A 24,245-nucleotide genomic window follows, 5' to 3' on the forward strand; every position below is an offset into this window, starting at 1 on the left:
GAGGAACCGATTGTTCCGAACGTGTTCGGGATTTCATCAGGCGTGCTCGATCGCGACGTGCCACTCGTCGTCGGCGATCTGTTCCGTCTCGTAGGTGAATCCGCGCTGTTCGAGCACCTGATACAGCGGTTCCGGTTCGAAACTGTTGACCAGGACGAGCGTTTCGTCGTCGCCGAGGCCGTCGAGTTCCGTCACGATATCGCTGAACGGTTCTCCGTCGATATCCCTGGCGTCGAGCGTGCGGTCGGGCGTGTCGGTGCTCATCGCGTTCGTCCGTTCGAACGGGAAGTACCTTGCCGTTCTCCCGACCATGTTCGTAGTGGGTCGGTCGACGATCCGTAGAAAACCCGAATACGTTCGGGAATACTTATTGCCGGCCGTCGGCCAAACGCACAGATATGCCTCAGGCGAAACTCACGCTGTCGATCCCGGAAAAGACGTGGATCGGCGACCTCTCCAGATCGTACTCGGAGGCGCGCGTCCGGATCGTTGCGGCGCTTGCCGGGGAGATGTCCGGCGTCGGCCTCGCGGAGATATCGTCACCGAACCTGCCCGACCTGATCGGCGAGATGACCGCGTACGACGAGGTGACAGACGTCGACCTCCTCCAGGAGTACGAGAACGAGGCGCTGATCCAGTTCGAGACGACGATGCCGCTGTTGCTGTTCGCGGTACAGGACTCCGGCGTCCCGCTGGAGATGCCGTTCGACATCGTCGACGGGGAAGCCGAGTGGACGCTCACTGCTCCGCAGGACCGCCTCTCGCAGCTGGGCGAACAGTTGGACGCGTTCGGCGTCAGCTACACCGTCGACTACGTTCAACAGACGATAGAATCCGGCCAGTTGCTCACCGACCACCAACTCGAACTCGTCCGCACCGCCGTCGAAGTCGGCTACTACGACACGCCGCGTACGTCCTCGCTCACCGAACTCGCCGAGACGCTCGACATCGCCAAGTCGACCTGCTCGGAAACCCTCCACCGAGCGGAGGAAAAGATAGTCAAGCAGTACCTAGACGAGGTCAGCTCGATGCCCGAGCAGTGAGCGTGTCCCGAACGAACTTTACGTCTCTCATACTACCACTCTGACAATGGTGCGGGACCCCTTTCGCGACGACGACTCCCCAGCACTGCAGAACATCCTCGATGCGCTGGACGATCCCGACTGCCGCGCCATCATCACGGAACTCGAAGCGCCCATGACAGCAAGCGAACTCTCCGACGCGGCCGACGTACCGCTGTCGACTACCTACCGGAAGCTCGACCTCCTCACGGAGGCTTCGCTTCTGACGGAACAGACCGAGATCCGCTCGGACGGCCAACACACGACCCGGTACGATATCGACTTCGAGGAGGTCCGGATCGCACTGGACGAGAACCACTCGTTCGACGTGGGGATCGCCCGGCCCGAGCGCTCTCCGGACGAACAGCTCGCCGCCATGTGGTCGGAGGTGCGCAAGGAGACATGACTCACCCCTTCATTATCGTTGGTCTCAAAACCGCGACGCTGTTTCTGGGCGGGATGATCACCTTCTACGCCTTCCGTGCGTACAAGCGGACGCGTTCCCCGGCGCTTCGGGCGCTCACGATCGGGTTCGGCGCGATCACGGTCGGGTCGTTACTGGCGGGGGCGATGGACCAAGTGGTCGGGCTGAACCGGCAACTCGCGCTGATCGTCGAGAGCGGCCTGACGGCGATCGGATTCGGCGTCATCCTCTACTCGCTGTACGCGGAGTGAACCGTTCGAACGGACCCGACGCTCCCGACCGGATGCGGTCGAACCCGTTCGGGGACAGCGTCTCCGTCGCTCCCGACAACGGTCAGATATGCCCCGTATCGTCGACGACGCGACGGAACTCGTCGGATCGACACCGCTTCTTCGTCTCGATTCCTTCGGAGGCGTGCTCGCGAAACTGGAACAGTTCAACCCCTACTCCGTGAAAGACCGCATCGCCCGCGAGATGGTCGAAGCGGCCGAGGCGGCGGGCGAACTCGATGGCGATACCACCATCGTCGAACCGACTAGCGGCAACACGGGGATCGGCCTTGCCGCCGTCTGCGCGGCGAACGACTACGATCTCGTGTTGACGATGCCCGAGTCGATGAGCGAGGAGCGTCGAACGCTGCTCGCCAGCCTCGACGCCGAACTCGTCCTGACGGACGCCGACGACGGGATGAACGGCGCTATCGACGCCGCGAAAGAGCGGTGTCGGGACGGAAACGCCATCACGCTCCAGCAGTTCCGGAACGAGGCCAACCCCCGCGCGCATCGGCTGACGACCGGAAAAGAGGTGTTCGAGGCGACCGACGGCGAGATCGACGCGTTCGTCGCCGGCGTCGGAACCGGCGGGACGATCACCGGTGTCGCCGAATACCTGACGGAGATACGCGACGCGAACCCCGAGATCGTCGCGGTCGAACCGGAGCGCTCGGCGGTCCTCTCGGGGGACGACCCGGGCGATCACGGCATCCAGGGCATCGGCGCTGGGTTCGTCCCCGACGTGCTCCGCGAGGCGCTGATCGACGATATCGAGACGGTTCACCGCGATGACGCCGTCACCGCCGTCCGTCGCCTCGCACGCGAGGAGGGTATCGTCTCGGGGATCTCCTCCGGCGCGGCACTGGTCGCGGCTGAGCGCGTCGCGGAGCGCCGCCCGAAGGGGCGCGTTGTCACGGTCCTCCCCGACTCCGGCGAGCGGTACCTCTCGACGGACCTCTTCGAGTGACCGAGCGGAAGACCGTCCGTTTCGAGGTCGTGACGGCCGCTCAGTTCAACGAGTCCACTTCCTCCGTGAGGTCCTCGGGGCTGTCGACCGGGCCGTTGACGAACATCCCGTGGGCCATGATGAGTATGGCGACGAGGCCCGCGGCGATGATAGCGACCTGGACCGACAGCGGGGTCAGGAAGCCGATTGTACCGCCGAGCAACATACTCGATCCGATGCCGACGAGGACGAGGTCGTAGTATTTCCACGTGTAGGCCATACTGATCCCAAGGCGGGCGCGCCGTGAATGCCTATGGGTGTGTCGGCGATCGACTTCTCAGTGTGTTTGCGGTCGACCGCTCGTACTGTCGGGCGGACCGTCGTGAAGGTTCGATACACGGGGATATCGACAGTCTTGGGGCCGCCGTCTGACAAATCAGTCCTCGGCCTCGGGGTCGGCACCGATGGACTCCGCGGCCGTCACGTACGGCGTGACCCCGTCGCCGTGGATCAGTTCAGTGAACGCGATCCGAACGAGTTGGACGCCGAGCACCAGCAGTAGCGGCCCGAAGAACAGGCCGTACCAGCCGAACAGCACGGGACCGAGGACGTACGCGAGCAACACCAGTCCGACGTGGGTCTTCCGGCCCGCGATCCGGGGGAGCAGATACGTCATCGGAAGCAGGTCAAGCAGCGCGAGACAGACCGCGAACAGCGCAGCCGGGTACACCAGCAGGGCGGGGTCCGCTCTGAAGGCGATGGCCGCGAGATACAGCGTCAGCGGTACGTACACGACCTTTCCGACGACGATAGGGATGAGACTGGCGAACCCGGTCAGCATCGCCAACGCCGTTGGAACGGGGATCGCTAGCGAGGGCGGCGCGAGGAGGTTGAACCCGTGGTAGACGACCGTCGCGAGGGCGGCGACCAGCCCGATAAGCAACACGTTGCCGAAGTAGATGGTCCCGAGGTCACGGTCGACGGCGGTGGCGTACGCGTGCAGCGGTTCCCCCTCGTCCGCGACGTTGTTCTCGAACCACGACCGCAGGTGGTCGTCGTCGCGCAGGAGATAGAACGCGACCACGAGCGCGATGACGACGTGCAGGAGGCCGTCGGCCAGAAACGACAGCGCGCCGGCACCGGTCGCGACGACCCCCATCGCGGTTCCGGTGTCGGTGTCGGCGGCGAGCGTCTGCAGTTCCGCGACGGGGTCCTCGCCCAGCGAGACGCCCGCGTAGGACCCCGCCGTTTGAGCGACGGTTTCGACCCCTTCCGGACCGAGTTCCTGGACCGCCACGACGACGACTGAGCCGACTAGCACGAACGCGGGCAAAGCGATAGCGACGAGCGTGAAGCCCGCGGAAACTCCTTTGGGAAGGTGCCGGCGGAACCTGCGGTCTAGCGGTCGAGTGCCGTAGTAGACGAACAGTCCGAGCACGAACGTTCCGACGAGCGCGAACAACACGAACGCGAACGCGACGGCGATGCCCAGCGTGAGCGCCCACCAGCCGACGCGGGACCGGTCGACGTCCGAAAGTTCGGGAGTCATATCGGCCGTACCACGGCGACTGCGAAAAGCGTCGGTACGCAGGCGGCGCTCGGACGCCCGCGCCGAACAGCGCCTCCATATCCCCTTCGTCCGTCTGCAAGCCGACAGGCCGGAACTCGTCGGCCAGCGCCTCGACCGCCCGGCGATAGGCGGCCCGGCCGCGCTCCGGACCCACCTCGACACCGGAGAACCGGGGCAACACCTCGGCCACCTCGTCGCCGCCATCGATGCCGAGGGCGTCACCGAGCGAGTGGGCCGGGTCCGTCGAGACGACGAGAACGGTCCCGCCGTGGTCCGCGAGCGCCGGCCGCTACGGGCGCTCCGTCTCGCCCGTGCGCCGGACGCCGAGGTACGCCGCCTGGCCGACGTAGCCGTCGCCGCGGAGCACGGTGAGTTGCTGGGCCGCGGCGGTGTGGTTGCCGTCCGCGATCCACGGGAGTTCGTCCGGCCGGTCCTGAACGAGTATCAGGTCCTCCGGCGGTCCCGACGCGGTGATGTCGTCCGCGAGGTCGAGGACTTCGAGCAGGTCGTGGGAGACGTTCCGGTCGATGCGCTCCGGGTCGTCGGCCTCGAACAACCGGTACGCGGCCGAGGCGAGCATCCCGTCGGGGGCGACACGCCGCCACTCCTCGTCTGGCGGTCCCTCGACGACCCTGAGGTCGCCGAGCTGTCCCGGCGAGAGATTCAGATGGTACCAGTCCAGCCGCGGCGGTCGGAATGTCCGGGCCGCGATCGGCGTGCGGTCGACAAGTGCCGAGACGAGTTCGGCCTCGTCGTCTATCGCCTCCGGGTCGAGGCTGCTGTCGTCCTGGTCGACCTCGCTCTCTAACCAGTGCCGGACCACCTCGCTCCGCCCGGCCGGATCCATCTCGATTCGGTCGCGAACGCGTCGTCTGAGGTCCATTCGTCGACCGTCCCACGCCGAGCGGCCTAACAGTGGGGGTCCGCGCCCGCGAGACCCATCGTCCGAGGCCCAGAACCAGTTTTGCAGTAGTGCCGTAGCCTAAGTACGCGGAGTGCGACTGTACTCGCATGTCGGAACAGGACGGTGCGAGGGGCGTAGAACAGATCGGGACCGTCGTCGTCGACCCCGACGACCTCATCGCGGCGTTCGAGCGCAACCGGGACGACGAGTCCGAACGGCGTCGCCACGGCCTCCGCGTCTCGTCGCCGTTCGAGGGCGAGACGCGCGCCGAGTTGCACGCCATCGACGGCGAAACGTCCGCCCTGCCGGCGGCGGACGCAACGTCGGTCTGTCTGCCTCCCGAACGGTTCGTCGAGAACTACCGGGGCGATGACCCCGACCGGACGACCGTCAGGATCCCGACCCGGCAGGGGTCGCGGAACGCCGCCCGCCGCGACCACGGCGAGGCCGTCGACGACGAAACCGTCGCGGAGTATCACGAGACGGCGATGGACGTCTGGACGGACTGCATCCACGATTCGCTGCTCGACGCGGTCCGCGTCGACCCGGTTCCCGACGCCGGCGACGCGGTCCGCGTGGACGTTCGGTACGAGAGCGACCGGCCGGACTGATACTGTCGGACGGCGGCCCCCAAAGCTGTCGATAGCCGTGTGTCGAATCGCGCCACGACCGTCCGTCCGACAGTATGAACCCCCTCTCGCGGCGACTCTCGCGATGCCCTCGCCGGAACTGTTCGAAATCCGGCGATTGATGCTTTTGCCGATGCGCGACGAACGTTCCCGTATGAGCGAACTATGGGACACGCTTCGGGAGGAGTGCGAGGGGCTCGAGCCGGCGAGTGAGCTGGTAACCCCCGTCTCGGACCGGCCGTTCCGGGTCGAGGCCACGTTCGAGAACCAGATCGTCGTCCGGTTTCAGGACAGCGGCGAGGAGCGCTCGCTCCGCCGGCGGCAGTTCGACGACCTCGACGACCGCCTCGACGAGGGGCCGTTATCTCTCGACGACCTCCCGCCCGGTGTCGAGCCGTACGCGACCGTACTCTCTCTCTCCCCCGAGTACACCTCTGATGGGGAGACGCTCTCCCGATCGTCCGACGACGCGGTCGGCCGGGAGAGCCCGCATCTCACGCCGCCGGAAGCGGCCCGGACGCCGTACGAGCGCGTCCACGACGACGCCGTGTTGCTCGCCGACATGCTCGACCGACTCGACGCTGACGACCCGGCGGCGCTCGACACCGAGACGTTGACAGACCTGTACGTGCTGCTGTCGGACGTCCAGCGCGGCGCTAACCGGGTTCGGGGAACCGCCAAAGGGCCTCTGCTCGACCGCCTGGGTCCCGACCAGGAACTGCGCGGTCGGTTCGGAACGGTCCGGCGGACCACCCGCGAGCGGCGGCAGCCGAAAGACGACGAGACGGTGCTCGACGCGCTCGACGAACACGACATCCCGCACGACTGGGTGCTCGGAGTCGATCCCGACAAGCTAGACCTCGTGCTCGCGGTCACCGACGTGACCGAAGACGAGGTGTACGACGTCGAGGAGCAGGTGTACGTCCAGAAGACGGGCGTCGACGAGAGCGAGAAGTATTCGCGGCTCCAGGGGCTAGCGGACCGGATCGACGAGATCGACGGGCACGAGGACCTCTACGACGACCTCGTCGATCTGGAGCGCCGGATCGACGACGCGCTCTCGGCCGGGTGATGGAGCGTCGGCAACTCGCCGAAACACCTACCGCGCGTCCTGAACCGCCTGCACCATCGCCTCCGCGTTCGCGGCGATCATGTCGAAGTCCTCGTTCGCGACGGCCTCGTCGTCGACGAGCGACCCGCCGGCACCGACGCACTCGGCTCCGGCCTCGATGAAGTCGCCGGCGTTGTCCGGGCCGATTCCGCCGGTCGGCATGATCGGGATCTGGCCGAGCGGACCCTTGATGCTGGCGAGGAAATCAGGGCCGAGACAGGAGGCGGGAAACAGCTTCACCATGTCAGCACCGGCCTGGTACGCCTCGACGGCTTCGGTGGGCGTGGCGACGCCGGGGGCGACGGGCACGCCGTACCGGTTGCACGTCTCGACTACTTCCGCGTGAAAGCTGGGCGAGACGACGAACTCCGCGCCGGCGAGGATGGCGGCCCGAGCCGTCTCCTCGTCCAGTACGGTGCCGGCACCGACGATGACATCGGTGTCGTCGAGCGCGTCGCCGACCTCTTCGATGAGGCTCATGACGCCGGGCGTGTCGGCGGTCAGTTCGAGCGCCGTGACGCCGCCCTCGGCGAGCGCTTCGGCGATGTCGACGGTCATGTCCGCGTCGGCACCGCGCAGTACAGCGACGACGCCGCTCTCTCGCATCCGCTGGAGCGTCTCCTGCTTGCTCATATCCGTGGTCCGACCGCCGCCCCCTTGTAACTACTCGTCACCGCAAACTGCCGCCCCCGAACCGGTTCCAGACCCGGGTCCCGCAGCGACTTACTCCCGTTTCACGCCGGGGTTGCTCACTGCGCCGTTGGCCGCCGAACCCATCGCGAGACCGTACTTGGCGAGGACGCCGGAGACGTAGGAGGGCTCGGGGTCGTCGCGGTCGTCGAGGCGACCCTCGATCTCCTCGTCCGAGAGGTCGACCGCAAGCGTCCGGTCCGCGACGTCGACGGTCACGTAGTCGCCGTCTTCCAGCGCGCCGATAGGGCCGCCGGAGAACGCCTCCGGGGCGACGTGACCGATCGAGAGTCCGCGAGTTGCGCCGGAGAACCGGCCGTCTGTGATGAGCGCGACGTCTTCGGCGTGGTCCTGGCCCGCGACCGCGGAGGTGACGCCGAGCATCTCGCGCATGCCGGGACCGCCCTGGGGACCCTCGTTCCGGATCACGATGACGTCTCCGGACTCGACGTTGCCCTCTTGAACGTACTTCATCGCGTTCTCCTCGGTCTCGAAGACGCGGACGGGCCCCTCGTGGTGAAGGTCCTCAGACCCGGTTACTTTGAGGACGGCACCGTCGGGTGCGAGGTTGCCCGTCAGGATGCGGATCGCCCCCTGCTCGTTTTTCGGTTCATCGACGGTGTAGAGGTAGTCCTCGTCCAATTCCTCGATCGACGGCGGGTCGAGGCGATCGAGTTCCTCCGCTATCGTATCGCCCGTGACCGTCAGCGCGTCGCCGTGAAGCAGGTCGGCCTCGTAGAGCGCGTTCAGGACGACCGGGACGCCCCCGACCTCGTGGAGGTCGTTCATCACCTTCTCGCCGCCGGGCTGAAGGTCGGCGATCTTCGGGGTCCGTCGGCTGATCTCGTCGAACTCCTCGATCGAGAGGTCGACGCCGGCCTCGGCCGCGAGCGCGAGCAGGTGGAGAACGGCGTTCGTCGATCCGCCGACTGCGACCTGCAACGCGATAGCGTTCTCGAAGGATTCCTTCGAGAGGAAATCCGAGGGTTTGCGCTGCTCCTGGACGACTTCGACGGCGAGTTCGCCGCTTTCCCGTGCCACGTCGTATCGCGCGTCGTCCTCGGCGGGCGGGCTCGCGCTGCCAAGCGGGGCGAACCCGAGCGCCTCGGAGACCGAGGCCATCGTGTTCGCGGTGAACATCCCGCCGCAAGAGCCCGCGCCGGGACAGGCCTGGCGCTCTAGGGTGTCGAGTTCGTCCTCGGACATGTCGCCCTCGGCGAACGCGCCGACGCCCTCGAAGACGTTCTGGATCGTCACCTCGCGCCCGTCGTGTTCGCCGGGCATGATCGAACCGCCGTAGAGGAACACGCTCGGCAGGTCCGTCCGGATGGCGGCCATCATCATCCCGGGCATGTTCTTGTCGCAGCCGCCGATGGTGACCAGGCCGTCCATACGCTCGCCGAACGAGACCAGTTCGACGGAGTCGGCGATGACTTCTCGGGAGATAAGTGAGGCCTTCATCCCCTCCGTTCCCATCGAGATCGCGTCGGAGATGGTGATGGTTCCGAACTCGATCGGCATGCCGCCGGACTCGTCGATGCCGTCGTAGGCCGACTGGGCCACGTCGTCCAGATGAACGTTACAGGGCGTGATGTCCGCGGCGGGGTTGGCGACGCCGACCATCGGCGACGTGAGGTCCTCGTCGTCGTAGCCCATCGCCCGGAACATGGCGCGATGCGGGGCTCGTTCGGCCCCTTCGGTGACTTCGCTGCTGCGCAGGTCGTCGTCTTTCTCCCTGCGCGGCTCTGACTGCTGGCTCATACACGGTGAACGAATCGGGACGCCTTAAGACAACTGGACGGACACAAGCGTTGCTGGCGTCCGAACGTGTGCGCCGGAACAGGTAGGAACCCCGCTGCCGGCCTCAATACATCGCGACCGTTGCCCCGCTGAACAGCATCCACACGTCGCGACGAATGCGCTACTATAGTTGCCAGGGCCGAAACCGAAAACCCCCTTCACCCCGTAGCGCCGGTAATGGCGACTGTCGAGACGGCGGCGCGTCTTCACTTCGGGTTCCAGAACCTCTCGCTCGCTCACGAGCGACTGTACGGGAGCCTCGGCGTATCGCTCGCGGCCCCCCGACTCCAGGTCGAGGCGGACCCGGCGGAGACGGTCGCGGCGGACCACGAGGCGGCCCGCGAGTACGCTCGCCGTGCGACGGACGTGCTCGACGTTCCCGGCGCGACTGTGTCGGTGACGGAGGCGCTCCCCAGACACGTCGGCCTCGGGAGCGGCACGCAACTCGCACTGGCAGTGTACGCCGCCGTCGCTCGGGCGTACGGGACCGATCCGGACGTTCGGACGGCCGCGCCGGCGCTGGGCCGCGGCGGCCGGAGCGGCGTCGGCACCGCCGGATTCGAACGCGGCGGCTTTCTCGTCGACGCCGGCCACCCGACCGGACGGTTCACGACTGACCGCCCCGCCGACGGCGAGTGGCAGGTCCCCGCCGTCGTGGCGCGGCACGAACTCCCCGTCGACTGGCGGTTCGTCGTCGCCGTCCCCGACGCCGATCCGGGCCGGAGTGGCGACGAGGAAGAGGCGAGCATGCGCTCGGTGATCGAGCGGGCGGACCCCGCCATCGCCGACAGGATAAGCGGCGTCGTCTCGCGGCGACTCCTCCCAGCGGCCGCCGGAGGCCGGCGGTCGGCCTTCGGCGACGCGGTCGCGGAGATCGGCCGACTGAACGGTGCCTGGTATGCGGACGCCCAGGGCGGCGTGTTCCGGCCGCCGGTCGGCACCATCGTCGACGAACTGTCGGACTGTCCCGCCGTGACTGGGGCGGGTCAGTCCTCCTGGGGGCCGACGGTGTACGGCCTCACCGATGTCGACGGGGCCGACATGGCGACGGAAGCGGCGCGGGAGGCCCTCGACACTGCGGGCGTGGACGGCGACGTGCTGGTCGCTCCGGTCCGCAACGCTGGCGCGACGGTGCGCGGCGGGGCCGTCGAGAGCGAGCGGGGACCGCAGTGACGGAATGCGACTGTTCGAGGACCGCAACGAGTCGATTCTCAAGCGAGTCGGGACGCTCCGGCTATGCACTTTCGCGACTCCGACAACCGCGACTACGCTGACGCTACCGTGCCGCCATAAAACGTAAGCGAATACGCTGCCACGTGAGGGTATGGACAGGATCCCCTTCGGCATCTCGCGCCTCGACTCGATGATACACGGCGGGGCCCCGCCGGGGAGCGTCGTCCTCCTCGCCGGCGACATCGGCGCGGGTGCCAGGGAGTTCCTCTACACCAGCGCGGCGATAAACACTCTCGTCGAGGCGGACCCGGAACTGTTCGACCTGTACTACGGATCGCTGCACGCAAACTCCGTCGTGCCCGGCGAAGTCCACTACCTCTCTCTCACGAGCGACCAGTCGGCTATCCTCGATGAGATGGCGTTCACCATGGACGAGGACATCGTGGACGCGGTGAGCGACGACATCTCCTTCGCCGACCTGTCGCCGGAGTACTTCCAGCTATCACCGGTCCCGACCAACTGGTACGCCCAGCAGACCCAGGACATCGCCGCGCTCGGCGAGCGCCACGACCGGCGCGACGTGTTAGACGCCATGGGCGATTACCTCGACGAGAACGCCTCGGGGAATCTGGTCGTCATCGACTCCGTGACCGACCTCGTCAGCGCGGCCAGCGAGCAGATGGACTGGTCGAGTATCACGCTCCTGATGAAGGGGCTGAAGAAGGCCTCACAGCAGTGGGGCGGTCTCATCCTCCTGCACGTAAATGTGGAAGCGCTGACAGATACGCAGTTGGGTCGGCTCAACGACGCCGCCGATGGGACGATACGCTTCGAGTGGGAAAGCGGCGGGAGCGAACGCGACCGGACGATGGTCGTCCAGCAGTTCCGCGGCGTTCTCTCCCGGTTAGAGGAGGAAAACATCGTCCGATTCGAGACTGACATCGAGGACGACGGCTTCAACATTAGTAACGTTCGAAAGATACGTTGAAACGAACGGCCGTCCCCGGAGGCCTCTCTGATTTGCAATAACCCTTATGAGTCTTGCTACCGAATTCCGCATGAATGTCGAGTGAGGAGTCGGGGGAACTGTCAGTCAGCGTTCCTCGCGAACTGCGGGAGTGGCTTGACCGACAGGCCGACGAACGGGCTCAAAGCCCCGACGACGTGATCCGTCAGTTCATCGAATCGTACTACGCGGTCGACCAGATGGAAAACGGCGACTCTCCGGACGCCGTCGTCGAGGAACTCGTCAATGCGGACGACGGGGTGTCCGACGCCGTCGAGGAGCGACTCGACGAGATCGACGACCGATACATGGATCTCATCGAGGACGTTCGGGAACGCGTCATTCAGGTCAAACGCGAGGCCGACGGGAAAGCGCCCGCTGACCACGACCATCCAGATGTCCTCGACCGTCTGGACGGTCTCGACGCGGAGACCGAGCGTCTCGTCGACGACATCGCGGCGGTCGAAACGCATCTCGAGGACCTCGACGACCGCCTCGACGCCGGGTTTGCGAACTACGAGGATGTCCTGGAGTATCTGACTGACACGACTGACGAACTTCAGGAGCGAACGGACCTAATGGCACGGGCCGTCGTCGACGTTCGGGACGAAGTTCGGCAACTGGCGGGGGAGTCCGAGCGCCGGGCCGAGGCGGAGTCGCTACAGGTCGCGGCTAACCGCCTCGGCGTCCGGACAGCCGACTGCGACCACTGCGGGTCGGAGGTCGACATCGCACTCCTGACTGCACCTGAGTGCCCCCACTGTGCGAACACGTTCAGCGACGTCGAAGGGAAACGCCGCTTCTTCGACTCGGCGACGCTCGTTACCGGCCAGCCGCCGGCCCTGAGCGGGAGCGTCGAACCCGACCTCGATTCGTCGCTCGACGACATGGTGACGGACGGTGACGGCGTCGGGGAACGCGACGGAACCGGAAGCCTCGGCGTCGACCGGGGTGACCGGTCGTGAGCGAGGACGACGGCCCCCTCTCCGACCTCACGGACCGCATCTCGAACGAGGAGGAGGGGTCCGCGGACCCGTTCGAAGAGACAGCGGCGAAACCGTCTGGCGACGGCGACGAGGGACACGGCGATACTCCGGACAGCGCCGGTAGCGACGGGCCCGACGGTATCGACGGCGACGAGTCTGATCCCGATGCCCCCCTCGGCGACCTCGCGGCCCGCGTCGACGACCGCCGCAGTGACCGAGAGCGCGCGGACAGGAACGAACTGTTCACCGAAGAGCAGGTCGGCGAGATAGACCGCGAGAGCCTCTGGGAGCAGGCAACGTCCGACGACCCAACCGAGACGGTCGATGACGCGGTCGAAGACGTCCGTGAGATATCGAAGCACTCCTACTGTCAGGGTTGCGAGTTCTTCTCCGCGCCGCCAAACGTACACTGCGGCCACGAAGGAACCGAAATACGGGAAATCGTCGACCTCGACCGCTTCCGCGTGGTCAACTGTCCCGTCGTCCGCGAGGACGAACGCCTCGGCAAGATCGGCACCGGAACCGACCGGTAACGCGGGTGTCGTCGGGAGACGGCGGGGATGGACGACAGTCAGTGCGACCTCGGTGGCCAATAGACCACCTCGCACAGAGCGGACCGTTTTTGCGACCGGAGCGACTACGTCCGACCATGCAGTTCTGCGACGACTGCGGCTCTATGATGAAATCACAGGACGGCGAAATGGTGTGTACGGACTGCGGCGCGTCCGTCGAACGCGACGAGGACCGCGCGGCCGAGTTCGTCAGCACCGAAAGCCAGACTCACGACGACGTGATAGAGACCGAGGAAGGGTCGAACTTCGAAGGAAAACCGACTGCAGACGACGTGATCTGTGACGATTGCGGCCACACGAAGGCCTGGTACACGATCAAACAGACAGGGTCAGCCGACGAACCGCCGACGCGGTTTTTCAAGTGCCAAGAGTGTGGCAACCGCTGGCGAGACTACAACTAATTCCCACTTGGCACTGCCGTTTTAACGAGGTTTGTCGTTTTGGGAAATGAGTTCTTTCGAGGGACACATTGCCTGCATTACGAATACACCGAAGACGTGGATACAGACCCGACCAGAGGACTAACCTTCTGTGCGAACCGCGTGCCAGTACCAAGTGTGTGGCAAACTCTGGCGTGATCATGACTATCAGTCTGTCACGAACTTCGGTTCAGGACGGTATTTTTCGCCACGTCCCCGAGCGTTTTAGCCCCGGGGGGAGATCTGAAAACTATGCGACTGCACAACAGGGAGGTAAGACAGGACGTCCGGGAACTCGGCGCGTTGCTCGGGGACGTCCTGGCGGACCAGGCCTCCCAATCAGCGTTCGACACGGTAGAGACGATCCGGACGTCCGCGATCGACTACCGGGCCGGCAAGACCGACTCCAGACAACCGCTGTACGACGAACTCGACGGGTTAACGCCCGAACTGGAGAGCGTCGTCGCCCGCGCGTTTACGACGTACTTCGAACTGATCAACCTCGCCGAGGAGCGCGAACGGGTCAGGTCGATCCGGCAGGGATCGCAAGACGGCGATCTAGAGGACAGTCTCGAAGAAGCGGCCGCGGAACTGTCCGAGGCGGACACCGAGACGGTCGAGCAGGTGCTTGCGGACGTACTCATCGAACCGACGTTCACCGCGCACCCGACGGAGGCGCGCCGGAAGACGGTCAAGTCGAAGCTCAGGGAAGTGGCGACTCACCTCGAAACTCTGGACGAGCGCCTCCTCACGGACAAGGAACGGGGCCAGGTCGAGCGCGACATCGATGCCGAAGTGACCAGCCTCTGGCAGACGCCGCAGGTGCGCAGACGCCGCCCCAGTCCGGAGGACGAGGCGCGAAACGTCCAGTGGTATCTGGAGAACACGCTGTTCGACATCGTCGGCGAGGTGTACGACGAACTCGAAGACGCCTTCGACGACGAGTTCGGCGAACCCATCGACGTGCCGAAACTGTTCGAGTTCCGCTCGTGGGCCGGTAGCGACCGGGACGGGAACCCCTACGTCACGCCGGAGGTCACGACGAACACGCTCGAACGCCAGCGAGCGGTCGTCCTCGAACAGTACCGCGACGCGCTGAAAGAACTCTCCGGCGTTCTCAGCCAGGACGGCAGCCGCATCGAAGTCGGCGAACCGTTCAAGCGATCGCTCGCGGCCGACCGCGACCGCCTGCCCGGCATCGCGGAGGAGGCCGAAACGCGCTACCCCAGCGAGCCATACAGGCAGAAGCTGAAACTGATGCGCGAGCGTCTGAACCGCGTCGGCGACGTTCGCCCCGGCGGCTACACTGATGTCGACGAACTCGAATCCGACCTGGACATGCTCGCGGCGAGCCTCCGGGACAACGCCGCCGATAGCGTGGCCGAGGCCCACGTCGACCCGCTCCGCCGCCGCGTCGATACGTTCGGGTTCAGTCTGGCGAGTCTGGACCTGCGCGACCATCAGGAGAACCACACCGAAGCCGTCGCTGAGGCGCTCGCTCGGCAGCAAATCGACTACGCCGGGATGGACGAACCGGAGCGCGTCGACGTACTGACCGAGTGCATCCTGCAGGACGAACGCGTCATCGACATCGAGGACACACGCGACGTTTCGGACACCGCGGCGCGGGTTCTCGAACGGTTCGACTCCCTCTCGGCGTGGCAAGCGGAGTTCGGCATTCAGGCCATCGACACATACTGCATCTCGATGACCGATGAGCCGAGCCACGTCCTCGAAGTGTTGTTCCTCGCCGACCAGGCCGACGTCATCGACCTGCCCGGTCACTGCGGGCTTGATATCGTCCCGCTGCTCGAGACCGAACGCGCGCTCTCGGGCGCTCGGCGGATAATGGGGACCCTGTTCGAGAACGAGGCGTACGCGCAGGCGCTGTCGGCGCGCGACGACACCCAGGAGATCATGCTGGGCTACTCCGACTCGAACAAGGAAAACGGCTTCCTCGCCGCCAACTGGTCGCTCTACAAGAACCAGCGTCGCCTCGCGGAGATCTGCGACGACTTCGACGTGACGATGCGACTGTTCCACGGTCGCGGCGGCTCCATCTCACGCGGCGGCGGGCCGATGAACGACGCGCTCCTCGCGCTCCCGAACAACACCATCACCGGCCAGGTCAAGTTCACCGAGCAGGGCGAGGCTATCGCCGAGAAGTACGCCAATCCCCGTATCGCCGAGCGCAACATGGAGCAGATGCTGAACGCCCAGGTCAAGGCGCGCTACCGCGCTATGAACCAGCCCGTCGAGGAGGTGGAGGACGAGTGGGTCGACGCGATGGACACCATGGCCGACGCCGCCCGCGACGAGTATCGCGACCTCCTCGAAACCGACGGCTTCGTGGAGTACTTCGAGCAGGCGACGCCGATCACCGTCATCGAGGACCTGAACCTCGGCTCGCGCCCAGCGTCACGGACGGGCGAGCGCAACGTCGAGGACCTGCGGGCCATCCCGTGGGTGTTTTCGTGGACGCAGTCGCGTTGCATCCTGCCCGGCTGGTACGCGCTGGCGACGGGTATCCAGGCGTATCTCGACAGCGGCGGTAAAGTGGAGACGCTCCAGGAGATGTACGCCGAGTGGCCGTTCTTCCAGACGCGCATCGACAACGCCGCGATGGCGCTCGGCCGCACTGACATGGAGATAGCCGAGGAGTACGCCGACCTCGCCCGCCCGGAACTCAGAGAGCAGTTCTTCCCGCGGGTCAGCGAAGAGTACGAGGCCGCCGTCGATCTGGTCACCGACATCGCGAGCCGCGACCACACCATCGACCGCGACTGGCTCCGCGAGAGCCTCCGCCGGCGCAACCCGTACGTCGACCCGCTGAACCTGCTCCAAACACACCTGCTGCGTCAGACTCACCGGACTGAAGAGGAAGAGCGGACACTGCGACTGACCGTCAAAGGGATCGCGGCGGGAATGAAAAACACGGGCTGAGCGGGTGCACGCAGAGCGTTCGCTGAGCGCGTTCTGCGGTAGAACACCCAGTCACCAGAGCGTGTCAATCACCCAGTGGTTTCAAACAGCCATGGTGTGAATAGATATACGCTAATGGTCGAGTCGGGAGAGACTCTAAGTGTATTAATTGCAGTGCAATTCGTCGTACTTACCGCCGTGATACTTCTGGTAGCGCCGTTTGAGGCTGCAGCCCCGCTAGTTCCCCTCTTTCTGATCTTCCTGTTTTTACTCTACAAATACCGCTATTGAATAGTTCGGGCCTGCCGCGGTTTGCACCGACTGATCGCTATGTCCGCTTGAGTGAATACCATTCTGATACTGGAGCGGTGTAGGTATCATATTCACCGCAGAAGTAATTTATTTATAAGATAGATAGGAACTGTACAGCAGAGTGATTGAATATTTTACACCTCCGGGAGAGATACGTTGAATATACGAGGAGGTCGATAGTGAAACACTCGTTTTAGCTTTCTGAAAGCACTTATTCCGGCACCGTTACCGAGAGAACATGAACCGACGCCGCTATCTCGGGTCCGCCGCGAGCGCTCTCGGAATCGCCGTTACCGGCTGTCTCGACCAGGCCGGGTCGGCATCCGACGATACCAACGACAGCGACGACGAAACGACGCCCGACGAGACGTCGTTTCCGGGCGTCGAAGTCGGCAACGTGCGGGCAACACCGGAACTCGTCGCGATGAACACCCCGGACTCTATCGGGACGTTCGGCGACAGCGACGAGCAGTACGTCGTCGCAACCGTCTCCGCGGAGGGGTCGAGCGCTCCCGAGTACGGCGCGTTCGAACTCGACGCCGGCGGGACGACGCACTCACCAGACGAGGACGCTGGCGGCATGAACGGTCACCTGTGGACGTTCGAAAGTCCGTATCAGACCAGATTCGGATCGAACGATTCGACCGAGGGATGGATCGCGTTTACGGTGCCGAAACCGCTCGACGGCGAGAGCGCGGCGATCACCTGGCCCGGCGGTGACCGGTCGCTCGATTCGGACGCCGTCGACTATCTGGCGCGGCCGCCGACCGAGTTCGAGATACGCGAGTTCACTGCCCCTGACTCGGTCGAGGTCGGAGAGGAAGCGACTGTTTCGGGGACGGTCGAGAACGTCGGCGACGTCGACGGGACGTTCGTCGCCGCGAGGAACAGGTCCGGTCCCTGGGTCGCGTCCACGCCCGATGGAGCGCTCTCAATCGACGTGCCGGCCGGCGAGACGGCGACGTGGGAACGCAGCCACACGGTAGACGAGCGACATCTGGACCGCGAGGACGGCGACAACCTCTCGATGCGCTTTCACTTCCGATGTCGCAGTGACGACCTGACTCGAAAGGTCAACATCGAAATATGAGGCGGCGGCGCTTTCTCACAACTGCGGTCGCGGGGGTCGGCGCGGTGGGTGGCTGTCTCGGCCAGCCGGACTCCGAGGCCGCGACGACCGAACCCGTCGGGTCGAGCAACGGAGACGAGTCCCCGGAAGATCAGCGCGAAACCGCCGGTATTGCCATTGACGACGTGACTGTCGCCCCCGAGATAGTGGTGCTTGACTCGCCTGATTCGATCGGAACGCTCGGCGAACGCGGCGATCAGTTTCTCCTCGCCTCCGCCGCGTCGACGGGCGACGGTTCACCGGACTGCGACGAGTTCGCACTCGAAACAGGTGGCGAAACGTACGGGTCGGTGGACGCGGTCGACGGGAGACGGGTCACGCAACTCTGGAACGTCGAGGAACGCGGAACGCTGTACGGCGACGACCAAGCGGGATGGCTCCTGTTCCAGTGTCCGAAGCCGCTCGACGCGGACGACGCGGCGATAACCTGGCCCGGCGGCGAGTACGCGCTCGACGACGGAGTGGCCGCGGAACTCGCCCGTCCGACGACGACGTTCGAGGTAGTCGAGTACGGCGGGCCTGAAACGATAGCGGTCGGAGAGGAGATACCGATCACTCTGACCGTGCGCAACACCGGTGACGCCGACGGAACGTTCGTCGGCGGACTCAACATCGCCGGCGGGCGCGTCGCACACGCGCCGGAGACGGCGGTTCGTCTCGAAGTGCCCGCTGGCGAAACAGCGACTTGGAGCTACGAGCATCCCGACGGGGACCACATGTCGTTCATCCTGAACTGGCGCGCTGGCCGACGAACGTACGAAACCGAGGTCGAGACCGAGTAGCCTTTCCCCGCAGGAACCTCACTACCCCCTGTGAGCGCAGACGACCGTGACACCGACGCGAGCGCGGACGGAAAGCCGCGCGTCGAGGTGTACCCGGAACGGGAGGCCGTCGTGGACTTCGACCCGGATCTGACCTTCGAGTGCGTCGACGACTGCACCTGGTGTTGCCAGCATGGCGTCTTGCTGTACGACAAGGACTTTCTGGAACTCGCGGAACGAGAGAATGTCAACCGGGCGACGACGCAGTTCCGCGGCGAGGACTTCGTCCGCCGCGAGGAGAAAGACCGCGACGAACACGTCGCCGAGGACGGCGCGGCCTGTTACTTTCTGCGCGAGGACGGCCTCTGTGCCCTCCACGACGAACACGACTGGAAGCCGGCGCGTTGCTCCGTATTCCCGCTCGCAGTGACCGTCGAGGACGGCGATATCCACGTCGACGTGCGCGACTCCGCGCACGAGCACTGCGAGGGGCTGAACGTGAGCGAGCGGCGCGTGGTCGACGAACTCGACGCCTTCCTCCCGGAGTACCTCTGGGAACTGGACGACCCGGAGTCCGACCGGGAACTGTGAAATTCCATGTGGTCAGTGACGTGACCGGATGCGAGTCGCTCTCCGATTCCGCCCGAAAATATCTCGAAGACGAACCGGACGAGAGCGGCGAGTCTAACTGAGCGCGAACCAGGCGAGAAAGACGACGATACCGCCCAGCGCGGTGCTGCCGACGGCGTGCAGGCGCAGGCGGTCTAACAGGTGGTGTGCGTCGTCGCTGACCTGGGCCACCTCGTACACCTCGCCGCCGAGTTCACAGCTCGGCAGGAAGTCCATGGCGACGTGGAGGAACACGCCGGCGGCGAAGCCGAAGACGGCGGCGTTTATCGTCTGGTTCGCGGGCAACTGGACCAGCGCCGCGGGGATAGCGGTGATGCCGACGCCGGCGGCCGGCAACAGGAGGACAGAGACGGACCGGCCGTCGCCCGCGAGGCGGCGCGCCGCCGCGTAGCCCGCCGGCCCTTTGTGCGAGACGATTGCGAGGCCGAGCAGCGGGCCGAGTTCCGGCATGTTGCCGTAGATGATGCCGATGATGATGCCCGCCGAGAGGGCGTGGGCAGACAGTTCCAGCGCGGTGTGGTCGAAGCCGAAGTCGGCGTGCGTGAAGCGGTGGCCCACGGTGTGCGCACCGAACCCGGTGAGCAGCCCCGCGGCCACGCCGAACCCGCCGATCTTCGGATGCAGGCCGAACGCCTGCGGCAGCAAGAAGACGGCGGCGCTCGTCACCATCGCACCGCTGGCGAGGCCGTAGCCCCAGACCAGCGTCAGCGCCTGTTCCCGGCCTGCGCTACGCGCACCGAACGGGGCCGCCCCGGCCATCGCTACGAACGCAAACCACGAGATACCGATCAGTTTCCACATCTCCGGTGCCCGGTCCGCGGCGATCACTGCAAATCCCGTGAGACTGCAAAGTAGTACGACAGCGAGGAGGCCAACGCCCGAACTCTCCCGCACCGCGTTAATAACTCCTCTCTCTTCGTTAATATTCATATAGTAGAACAGCGCGCCTCGACAATAATAAAGACCGCGGTCAGCGCGTCGCCTGTCGCCAGGCCTGCAGGCCTAACACGTCGCCGTCGAGGTCCTCTGCCGGCGCTTCGGTGGCAGCCCAGGCGAACATCGGAGCAACGTCCACGGGGTCCCGCCCCGACGGCCCGGATAGTTCAGTCGCGATGACGCCCGGGTCGACACAGCCTACGGGAACGTCGAGGTCGGCAGCGAACCCGCGGACGACCGCTTCGGCCCCCGCCTTGGAGACGGCGTAAGAGCCCAGACCAGGGCCGGGGTCGCGGGCGACGGATCCGGTCGTCACGAGAACGCGGGCGTCGTCGGTGAGATACGGAAGGGATTCGCGAACAGTCGCGAACACGCCGCGCGCGTTGGTTCGGAAGTGGTCGTCGAAAGCGGTGTAAGACTCGTCCGGGAGCGGCGTTTCGCCGGGGTCGCCGTGGTAAACGCCGGCGTTCGCGACGACGTAGTCGATGCTACCGCCGAACCGAGCGGCGGTCTCCATCAGCCGTTCGACGTCGAATTCGTCGCGAACGTCGGCACGGATGCCGGTCGCTGACCCGCCCGCATCGGTTATCGACGCGACTGTTTCGTCCACGTCGTCCGCGTCGCGGGCGCAAACGACCACGTTCGCTCCGGCGTCGGCGAACGTTCGTGCGACCGCGCTCCCGATTCCACGAGTGCCGCCGGTCACGACGGCGGTATCGTCGTCCATACCACTCCTACGGACGAATCAAGGGTAAAACCGTCGGGAGGGGAGCGCTTTTTATCATTCCGCCGTTGGGTTCGGTATGGACCCGCTCGCTGGTGAGTCTGTGGTCGTCGTTGGCAGCGGATTCGGCGGCCTGTCGACGGCGTGTTACCTCGCCGACGACGGTGCCGACGTGACGGTGCTAGAGAAAAACGGCCAGTTCGGCGGCCGGGCCAGTCGCCTCGAAGTCGACGGCTTCGAATTCGACATGGGACCGTCCTGGTATCTCATGCCCGACGTGTTCGAGCGGTTCTTCGGGGCGTTCGGCCGTACGCCGGAGGACTACTACGACCTGGAACATCTCGACCCACATTACCGTATTTTCTTCAAGGACGGAGACACGGTGGATATCCCCGCGACCCTGGCGGAGTCCAAACGGGTGTTCGACTCCTACGAGGACGGTGCCGGAGAGGCGCTGGAGAGCTATCTGACGGAGTCGGAGTACACCTACGACGTGGGGATGGAACATTTCGTCTACGAGGACCGGAGCCGACTGCGGGATTTTCTGGACCGCGACGTCGCGCTCAACGCCGACGGCCTCTCGCTGCTCGGGTCGATGCAGGACCACGTCGAGCGCTACTTCGACCACCCGAAACTCCGGCAGATAATGCAGTATTCGCTCGTGTTCCTCGGCGGGTCGCCCACGAACACGCCGGCGCTGTACAACCTGATGAGCCACGTCGATTTCAACCTCGGCGTCTGGTATCCCGAAGGCGGGATCGGCGGCGTCGTCGACGGCATCGTCGAGATGGGTGACGAACTCGGCGTGACGTACCGGGCGAACCAGCCCGTAACGGAGATCAAGGGCCGCCGCGGCGGGTTTTTAGTGGAAACTGAGACGGACGGGTTCACGGCCGACATCGTCGTCAGCAACGCCGACTACGCCTACACGGAACAGGAGCTACTCCCCCCGGAGAAGCGCTCGTACGACGCCGAGTACTGGGACTCCCGGACGTACGCGCCGTCGGCGTTTCTCCTCTATCTCGGCGTGGAGGGTGACGTCGAGGAACTGGCCCACCACTCGCTCGTCCTGCCGACGGACTGGCAGGAGCATTTCGACCAGATATTCGAGACCCCGTCCTGGCCGGACGACCCCGCCTACTACCTCTGTGCGCCGTCGAAGACGGACGACACTGTTGCACCCGACGGACACAGCACCCTGTTCGCGCTCGTTCCGATCGCCTCCGGACTCGACGATGGACCGGAGACGCGCCGGCGGTACCGCGACGTCGTGCTGAGCGACGTGGCAGAGAGCACCGGCGTCGACCTCCGGGATCGAATCGTCGTCGAGGAGACGTTCTCGGTCTCGGATTTCGCCGAACGGTACAACAGCACGAAGGGGTCCGCCCTCGGTATCGCTCACACCCTCACCCAGACGGCCGCGTTCCGCCCGTCGCACCGCTCGAAGGAGGTCGACGGCCTCTACTTCACCGGGTCGTACACGAACCCGGGCATCGGCGTCCCGATGTGTCTGATAAGCGGGGACGTGACGGCGGAGAAAGTCGTCGACGACCACGCATGAACCGCAGGCGCTACCTGCTGAAACTGTCGCGTCCGCGGTTCTGGCTGTATCTCGCGGGCCCCGTTCTCGTCGGTGTCGCGTACGGTGCGCAGTTCGTCGGCGACCTCGCTACGCCCGTAGCAGTCGCCCTGTTCGCTTACTTTCTCGTGCCTGCGAACGTCTATCTGTACGGCATAAACGACGTGTTCGACGCGGACATCGATGCGGAGAACCCGAAGAAATCGGACAGGGAGGTCCGGTACGGCGGCCAGCGATTCGTCGTCGTCGCCGTGGCGGCGTCCGGCGCGTTGATCGCCGTGCCTGCCGCCGTTGTGCAGCCACTTGCGATCCCCTGGCTCGTCGCGTTCCTGTTGCTGGCGACCGAGTACAGCGCGCCGCCGTTGCGGTTCAAGACGACGCCGTTTCTCGACTCGATGTCGAACGGGCTGTACGTCCTGCCGGGTGCGGCCGCGTACGCCGCCGTCGCCGGCGAGCACCCGCCCATGCTCGCGGTCGCGGGCGGGTGGCTCTGGTCGATGGCGATGCACACCTTCTCCGCGATCCCGGACATCGAACCGGACCGGCGTGCGGGAATTCGAACGACTGCGACGGCACTTGGCGAACGGCGGACGTACGCCTACTGCGCCGTCTGCTGGACGCTGGCTGCAGCGGCGTTCGCCGCACTGGACCCGCGGGCGGGCGCACTGCTTGCGGTCTACCCTCTTCTCGTCGTCGCCGTCGCCCGGACGAACGTCGCCGTCGACCGGGCGTACTGGTACTACCCGGCGATAAACGCCGTCGTCGGTGCCGCGCTGACGATGGGCGGCCTGTGGGGGTTGGTCAATGGATAGGGCGGCGGTTCAGCGGCGACTGGACGACCTCGTACGGAGAAACCGGTTCACCATCGCAGTCGTCTTTCCCGCGGTGGGGGCCGTTCTGTTGCTCGCCAGCGCGGAGGGCCTGGTCCCGCCGCCGCTCGCGTTTCAGCCGACGCTGATCCTCTTCGGAACGCTCGTGATGCGCCTGCCGCTTATCGCCGGCGTGGGGCCGGTCGTCGACCGGCGGGCCGCCGTGGCCGTGCTCGCGCTGACGGCGTACGCGTACGGCATCGAACTCGTCGGCGTCCGAACGGGGTGGCCCTACGGCGAGTTCGAGTACGGCATCGACCTCGGACCGATGGCGTTCGGCGAGGTGCCGGTCGGCCTGCCCGTCTTCTTTCTCCCTCTCGTCCTGAACAGCTACCTGCTCGTTTTGCTCCTGCTGGGCGATGCCACGCGCCGGCGAGCGGTCCGCCTGCTCGCCACGCTCCCGACGGTGCTGGTCGTCGACCTCGTGCTGGATCCCGGGGCCGTCGCGCTGGGATTCTGGTCGTACAGCAACGGCGGCGCGTACTACGGCGTGCCGCTTTCGAACTACGCCGGATGGGTGCTGTCGGGGACGGTCGCCGTCGTCTGTTTCGACCTCGCGTTCGACCGCGCGGAACTGCTTGCCCGCCTGCGCTCCTGCGAGTTCGCGCTCGACGACCTGGTGAGTTTCGTCGTCCTCTGGGGCGGCGTCAACGCAGTCTACGGGAACTGGGCCTCAGTTGCGCTCTCGGTCTGTCTGTTCGCCGGTCTGTTGCGGACCGACCGGTTCGACTTCGACGTGTGGCGGTCGCAGGGTGACGGACTCCCGGACCGGTGACGGGCCGACAGTACGACCGACGGACGGTCAGGTCCTCCGCGGACA

Annotated in this window: 26 protein-coding genes and 1 pseudogene; 18 read left to right on the forward strand and 9 right to left on the reverse strand. The window is 65.7% G+C overall.

Annotated elements, in window-relative coordinates; all coding sequences use genetic code 11:
• Positions 1-36: 36 nt before the first annotated feature.
• A complete protein-coding gene (locus EYW42_RS13335) occupies positions 37-264 on the reverse strand; it encodes a DUF2249 domain-containing protein (RefSeq protein ID WP_135535787.1) in 228 nt (75 codons plus the stop codon).
• Positions 265-398: 134 nt separating this feature from the next.
• Here EYW42_RS13335 and EYW42_RS13340 point away from each other — a divergent pair, with 134 nt between their 5' ends.
• The 4 genes from EYW42_RS13340 to cysK all read left to right on the forward strand — a co-directional run bounded on the left by EYW42_RS13340 (position 399) and on the right by cysK (position 2,724).
• Positions 399-1,043 (forward strand): helix-turn-helix domain-containing protein, encoded by a 645-nt coding sequence (locus EYW42_RS13340; protein ID WP_135535788.1) that lies wholly within the window; start codon positions 399-401, stop codon positions 1,041-1,043.
• A 46-nt stretch (positions 1,044-1,089) separates the two neighbouring features.
• Positions 1,090-1,467 (forward strand): helix-turn-helix domain-containing protein, encoded by a 378-nt coding sequence (locus EYW42_RS13345; RefSeq protein ID WP_135535789.1) that lies wholly within the window; start codon positions 1,090-1,092, stop codon positions 1,465-1,467.
• Positions 1,464-1,736 carry a DUF7521 family protein gene (locus EYW42_RS13350; protein ID WP_135535790.1) on the forward strand — a complete coding sequence of 91 codons (273 nt, stop codon included), beginning with the start codon at positions 1,464-1,466 and terminating at the stop codon, positions 1,734-1,736. Before EYW42_RS13345 ends, EYW42_RS13350 begins: the two co-directional genes overlap by 4 nt.
• Positions 1,737-1,824: 88 nt before the next feature.
• Complete coding sequence (gene cysK, locus EYW42_RS13355; protein WP_135535791.1) at positions 1,825-2,724, forward strand: cysteine synthase A; 900 nt, start codon at positions 1,825-1,827, stop codon at positions 2,722-2,724.
• 40 nt (positions 2,725-2,764) lie between these two features.
• Here cysK and EYW42_RS13360 read toward each other — a convergent pair whose 3' ends face one another.
• From EYW42_RS13360 to EYW42_RS13375, 4 genes and pseudogenes are all read right to left on the reverse strand, one after another.
• Positions 2,765-2,983, reverse strand: coding sequence for a hypothetical protein (locus EYW42_RS13360; protein ID WP_135535792.1), 219 nt, complete (start codon positions 2,981-2,983; stop codon positions 2,765-2,767).
• A 156-nt stretch (positions 2,984-3,139) separates the two neighbouring features.
• A complete protein-coding gene (locus EYW42_RS13365; RefSeq protein WP_135535793.1) occupies positions 3,140-4,252 on the reverse strand; it encodes an AI-2E family transporter in 1,113 nt (370 codons plus the stop codon).
• A 79-nt stretch (positions 4,253-4,331) separates the two neighbouring features.
• Positions 4,332-4,541: pseudogene (locus tag EYW42_RS20360) on the reverse strand (ArsA-related P-loop ATPase); the annotation flags it as partial.
• 21 nt (positions 4,542-4,562) lie between these two features.
• The gene (locus EYW42_RS13375) at positions 4,563-5,156 is read right to left on the reverse strand and encodes a hypothetical protein (protein WP_135535794.1); all 594 of its coding nucleotides are present in this window, start codon (positions 5,154-5,156) and stop codon (positions 4,563-4,565) included.
• Positions 5,157-5,284: 128 nt separating this feature from the next.
• Between EYW42_RS13375 and EYW42_RS13380 the strand changes: the two genes are divergently transcribed.
• Together EYW42_RS13380 and EYW42_RS13385 are read left to right on the forward strand one after the other, a co-directional pair.
• A complete protein-coding gene (locus tag EYW42_RS13380) occupies positions 5,285-5,788 on the forward strand; it encodes a hypothetical protein (RefSeq protein WP_135535795.1) in 504 nt (167 codons plus the stop codon).
• Positions 5,789-5,960: 172 nt separating this feature from the next.
• Positions 5,961-6,878, forward strand: a complete 918-nt coding sequence (locus EYW42_RS13385; protein ID WP_135535796.1) for a hypothetical protein — start codon at positions 5,961-5,963, stop codon at positions 6,876-6,878.
• A 27-nt stretch (positions 6,879-6,905) separates the two neighbouring features.
• Here the strand turns inward: EYW42_RS13385 and EYW42_RS13390 are convergent, their stop codons facing one another.
• Positions 6,906-7,550: a bifunctional 4-hydroxy-2-oxoglutarate aldolase/2-dehydro-3-deoxy-phosphogluconate aldolase gene (locus tag EYW42_RS13390; RefSeq protein WP_135535797.1), complete on the reverse strand. Its 645-nt coding sequence runs from the start codon at positions 7,548-7,550 to the stop codon at positions 6,906-6,908.
• Positions 7,551-7,640: 90 nt separating this feature from the next.
• A complete protein-coding gene (gene ilvD / locus EYW42_RS13395) occupies positions 7,641-9,368 on the reverse strand; it encodes a dihydroxy-acid dehydratase (protein ID WP_135535798.1) in 1,728 nt (575 codons plus the stop codon).
• A 216-nt stretch (positions 9,369-9,584) separates the two neighbouring features.
• On the opposite strand from ilvD, the gene EYW42_RS13400 reads away from it, so the two are divergent.
• The 9 genes from EYW42_RS13400 to EYW42_RS13445 all read left to right on the forward strand — a co-directional run bounded on the left by EYW42_RS13400 (position 9,585) and on the right by EYW42_RS13445 (position 19,278).
• Positions 9,585-10,580 carry a beta-ribofuranosylaminobenzene 5'-phosphate synthase family protein gene (locus tag EYW42_RS13400; RefSeq protein WP_135535799.1) on the forward strand — a complete coding sequence of 332 codons (996 nt, stop codon included), beginning with the start codon at positions 9,585-9,587 and terminating at the stop codon, positions 10,578-10,580.
• Between the two features lie 151 nt (positions 10,581-10,731).
• Positions 10,732-11,568: an RAD55 family ATPase gene (locus tag EYW42_RS13405; protein ID WP_135535800.1), complete on the forward strand. Its 837-nt coding sequence runs from the start codon at positions 10,732-10,734 to the stop codon at positions 11,566-11,568.
• 74 nt (positions 11,569-11,642) lie between these two features.
• Positions 11,643-12,551 carry a hypothetical protein gene (locus EYW42_RS13410; protein WP_135535801.1) on the forward strand — a complete coding sequence of 303 codons (909 nt, stop codon included), beginning with the start codon at positions 11,643-11,645 and terminating at the stop codon, positions 12,549-12,551.
• Positions 12,548-13,105 carry a hypothetical protein gene (locus tag EYW42_RS13415; protein WP_135535802.1) on the forward strand — a complete coding sequence of 186 codons (558 nt, stop codon included), beginning with the start codon at positions 12,548-12,550 and terminating at the stop codon, positions 13,103-13,105. Before EYW42_RS13410 ends, EYW42_RS13415 begins: the two co-directional genes overlap by 4 nt.
• A gap of 116 nt (positions 13,106-13,221) precedes the next feature.
• Positions 13,222-13,545 carry a transcription factor S gene (locus tag EYW42_RS13420; RefSeq protein WP_135535803.1) on the forward strand — a complete coding sequence of 108 codons (324 nt, stop codon included), beginning with the start codon at positions 13,222-13,224 and terminating at the stop codon, positions 13,543-13,545.
• 270 nt (positions 13,546-13,815) lie between these two features.
• Positions 13,816-16,506: a phosphoenolpyruvate carboxylase gene (gene ppc / locus EYW42_RS13425; protein ID WP_135535804.1), complete on the forward strand. Its 2,691-nt coding sequence runs from the start codon at positions 13,816-13,818 to the stop codon at positions 16,504-16,506.
• Between the two features lie 529 nt (positions 16,507-17,035).
• Positions 17,036-17,887, forward strand: coding sequence for a hypothetical protein (locus EYW42_RS13435; RefSeq protein ID WP_135535806.1), 852 nt, complete (start codon positions 17,036-17,038; stop codon positions 17,885-17,887).
• Positions 17,884-18,708, forward strand: coding sequence for a hypothetical protein (locus EYW42_RS13440; protein WP_135535807.1), 825 nt, complete (start codon positions 17,884-17,886; stop codon positions 18,706-18,708). The genes EYW42_RS13435 and EYW42_RS13440 overlap by 4 nt, the downstream gene beginning before the upstream one ends.
• A 30-nt stretch (positions 18,709-18,738) precedes the next feature.
• Positions 18,739-19,278: a hypothetical protein gene (locus EYW42_RS13445; protein ID WP_135535808.1), complete on the forward strand. Its 540-nt coding sequence runs from the start codon at positions 18,739-18,741 to the stop codon at positions 19,276-19,278.
• Positions 19,279-19,371: 93 nt separating this feature from the next.
• Here the strand turns inward: EYW42_RS13445 and EYW42_RS13450 are convergent, their stop codons facing one another.
• Together EYW42_RS13450 and EYW42_RS13455 are read right to left on the reverse strand one after the other, a co-directional pair.
• On the reverse strand, positions 19,372-20,211 hold the full coding sequence (locus EYW42_RS13450) for a ZIP family metal transporter (RefSeq protein ID WP_375137131.1): 840 nt from the start codon (positions 20,209-20,211) through the stop codon (positions 19,372-19,374).
• Positions 20,212-20,287: 76 nt separating this feature from the next.
• A complete protein-coding gene (locus EYW42_RS13455; RefSeq protein ID WP_135535810.1) occupies positions 20,288-20,980 on the reverse strand; it encodes an SDR family NAD(P)-dependent oxidoreductase in 693 nt (230 codons plus the stop codon).
• Positions 20,981-21,056: 76 nt separating this feature from the next.
• Between EYW42_RS13455 and EYW42_RS13460 the strand changes: the two genes are divergently transcribed.
• From EYW42_RS13460 to cruF, 3 genes are read left to right on the forward strand one after another with little or no spacing between them, the layout of a single operon-like run.
• Positions 21,057-22,538 (forward strand): phytoene desaturase family protein, encoded by a 1,482-nt coding sequence (locus EYW42_RS13460; protein ID WP_135535811.1) that lies wholly within the window; start codon positions 21,057-21,059, stop codon positions 22,536-22,538.
• Positions 22,535-23,368 (forward strand): prenyltransferase, encoded by an 834-nt coding sequence (locus EYW42_RS13465; protein WP_135535812.1) that lies wholly within the window; start codon positions 22,535-22,537, stop codon positions 23,366-23,368. The genes EYW42_RS13460 and EYW42_RS13465 overlap by 4 nt, the downstream gene beginning before the upstream one ends.
• Complete coding sequence (gene cruF / locus EYW42_RS13470; RefSeq protein ID WP_135535813.1) at positions 23,361-24,200, forward strand: bisanhydrobacterioruberin hydratase; 840 nt, start codon at positions 23,361-23,363, stop codon at positions 24,198-24,200. Before EYW42_RS13465 ends, cruF begins: the two co-directional genes overlap by 8 nt.
• The last annotated feature ends 45 nt before the right edge of the window (positions 24,201-24,245 follow it).

The organism is Halostella pelagica (genome assembly GCF_004762015.1).
In the GTDB taxonomy this organism is placed as follows: Archaea; Halobacteriota; Halobacteria; order Halobacteriales; family Natronoarchaeaceae; genus Halostella; species Halostella pelagica.

Bases quoted from the DNA above. Each gene is read 5' to 3' on its own strand.
- EYW42_RS13335 (WP_135535787.1), bottom strand. From the start codon at position 264: ATGAGCACCGACACGCCCGACCGCACGCTCGACGCCAGGGATATCGAC.
- EYW42_RS13340 (WP_135535788.1), top strand. From the start codon at position 399: ATGCCTCAGGCGAAACTCACGCTGTCGATCCCGGAAAAGACGTGGATC.
- EYW42_RS13345 (WP_135535789.1), top strand. From the start codon at position 1,090: ATGGTGCGGGACCCCTTTCGCGACGACGACTCCCCAGCACTGCAGAAC.
- EYW42_RS13350 (WP_135535790.1), top strand. From the start codon at position 1,464: ATGACTCACCCCTTCATTATCGTTGGTCTCAAAACCGCGACGCTGTTT.
- cysK (WP_135535791.1), top strand. From the start codon at position 1,825: ATGCCCCGTATCGTCGACGACGCGACGGAACTCGTCGGATCGACACCG.
- EYW42_RS13360 (WP_135535792.1), bottom strand. From the start codon at position 2,983: ATGGCCTACACGTGGAAATACTACGACCTCGTCCTCGTCGGCATCGGA.
- EYW42_RS13365 (WP_135535793.1), bottom strand. From the start codon at position 4,252: ATGACTCCCGAACTTTCGGACGTCGACCGGTCCCGCGTCGGCTGGTGG.
- EYW42_RS13375 (WP_135535794.1), bottom strand. From the start codon at position 5,156: ATGGACCTCAGACGACGCGTTCGCGACCGAATCGAGATGGATCCGGCC.
- EYW42_RS13380 (WP_135535795.1), top strand. From the start codon at position 5,285: ATGTCGGAACAGGACGGTGCGAGGGGCGTAGAACAGATCGGGACCGTC.
- EYW42_RS13385 (WP_135535796.1), top strand. From the start codon at position 5,961: ATGAGCGAACTATGGGACACGCTTCGGGAGGAGTGCGAGGGGCTCGAG.
- EYW42_RS13390 (WP_135535797.1), bottom strand. From the start codon at position 7,550: ATGAGCAAGCAGGAGACGCTCCAGCGGATGCGAGAGAGCGGCGTCGTC.
- ilvD (WP_135535798.1), bottom strand. From the start codon at position 9,368: ATGAGCCAGCAGTCAGAGCCGCGCAGGGAGAAAGACGACGACCTGCGC.
- EYW42_RS13400 (WP_135535799.1), top strand. From the start codon at position 9,585: ATGGCGACTGTCGAGACGGCGGCGCGTCTTCACTTCGGGTTCCAGAAC.
- EYW42_RS13405 (WP_135535800.1), top strand. From the start codon at position 10,732: ATGGACAGGATCCCCTTCGGCATCTCGCGCCTCGACTCGATGATACAC.
- EYW42_RS13410 (WP_135535801.1), top strand. From the start codon at position 11,643: ATGTCGAGTGAGGAGTCGGGGGAACTGTCAGTCAGCGTTCCTCGCGAA.
- EYW42_RS13420 (WP_135535803.1), top strand. From the start codon at position 13,222: ATGCAGTTCTGCGACGACTGCGGCTCTATGATGAAATCACAGGACGGC.
- ppc (WP_135535804.1), top strand. From the start codon at position 13,816: ATGCGACTGCACAACAGGGAGGTAAGACAGGACGTCCGGGAACTCGGC.
- EYW42_RS13435 (WP_135535806.1), top strand. From the start codon at position 17,036: ATGAACCGACGCCGCTATCTCGGGTCCGCCGCGAGCGCTCTCGGAATC.
- EYW42_RS13440 (WP_135535807.1), top strand. From the start codon at position 17,884: ATGAGGCGGCGGCGCTTTCTCACAACTGCGGTCGCGGGGGTCGGCGCG.
- EYW42_RS13455 (WP_135535810.1), bottom strand. From the start codon at position 20,980: ATGGACGACGATACCGCCGTCGTGACCGGCGGCACTCGTGGAATCGGG.
- EYW42_RS13460 (WP_135535811.1), top strand. From the start codon at position 21,057: ATGGACCCGCTCGCTGGTGAGTCTGTGGTCGTCGTTGGCAGCGGATTC.
- EYW42_RS13465 (WP_135535812.1), top strand. From the start codon at position 22,535: ATGAACCGCAGGCGCTACCTGCTGAAACTGTCGCGTCCGCGGTTCTGG.
- cruF (WP_135535813.1), top strand. From the start codon at position 23,361: ATGGATAGGGCGGCGGTTCAGCGGCGACTGGACGACCTCGTACGGAGA.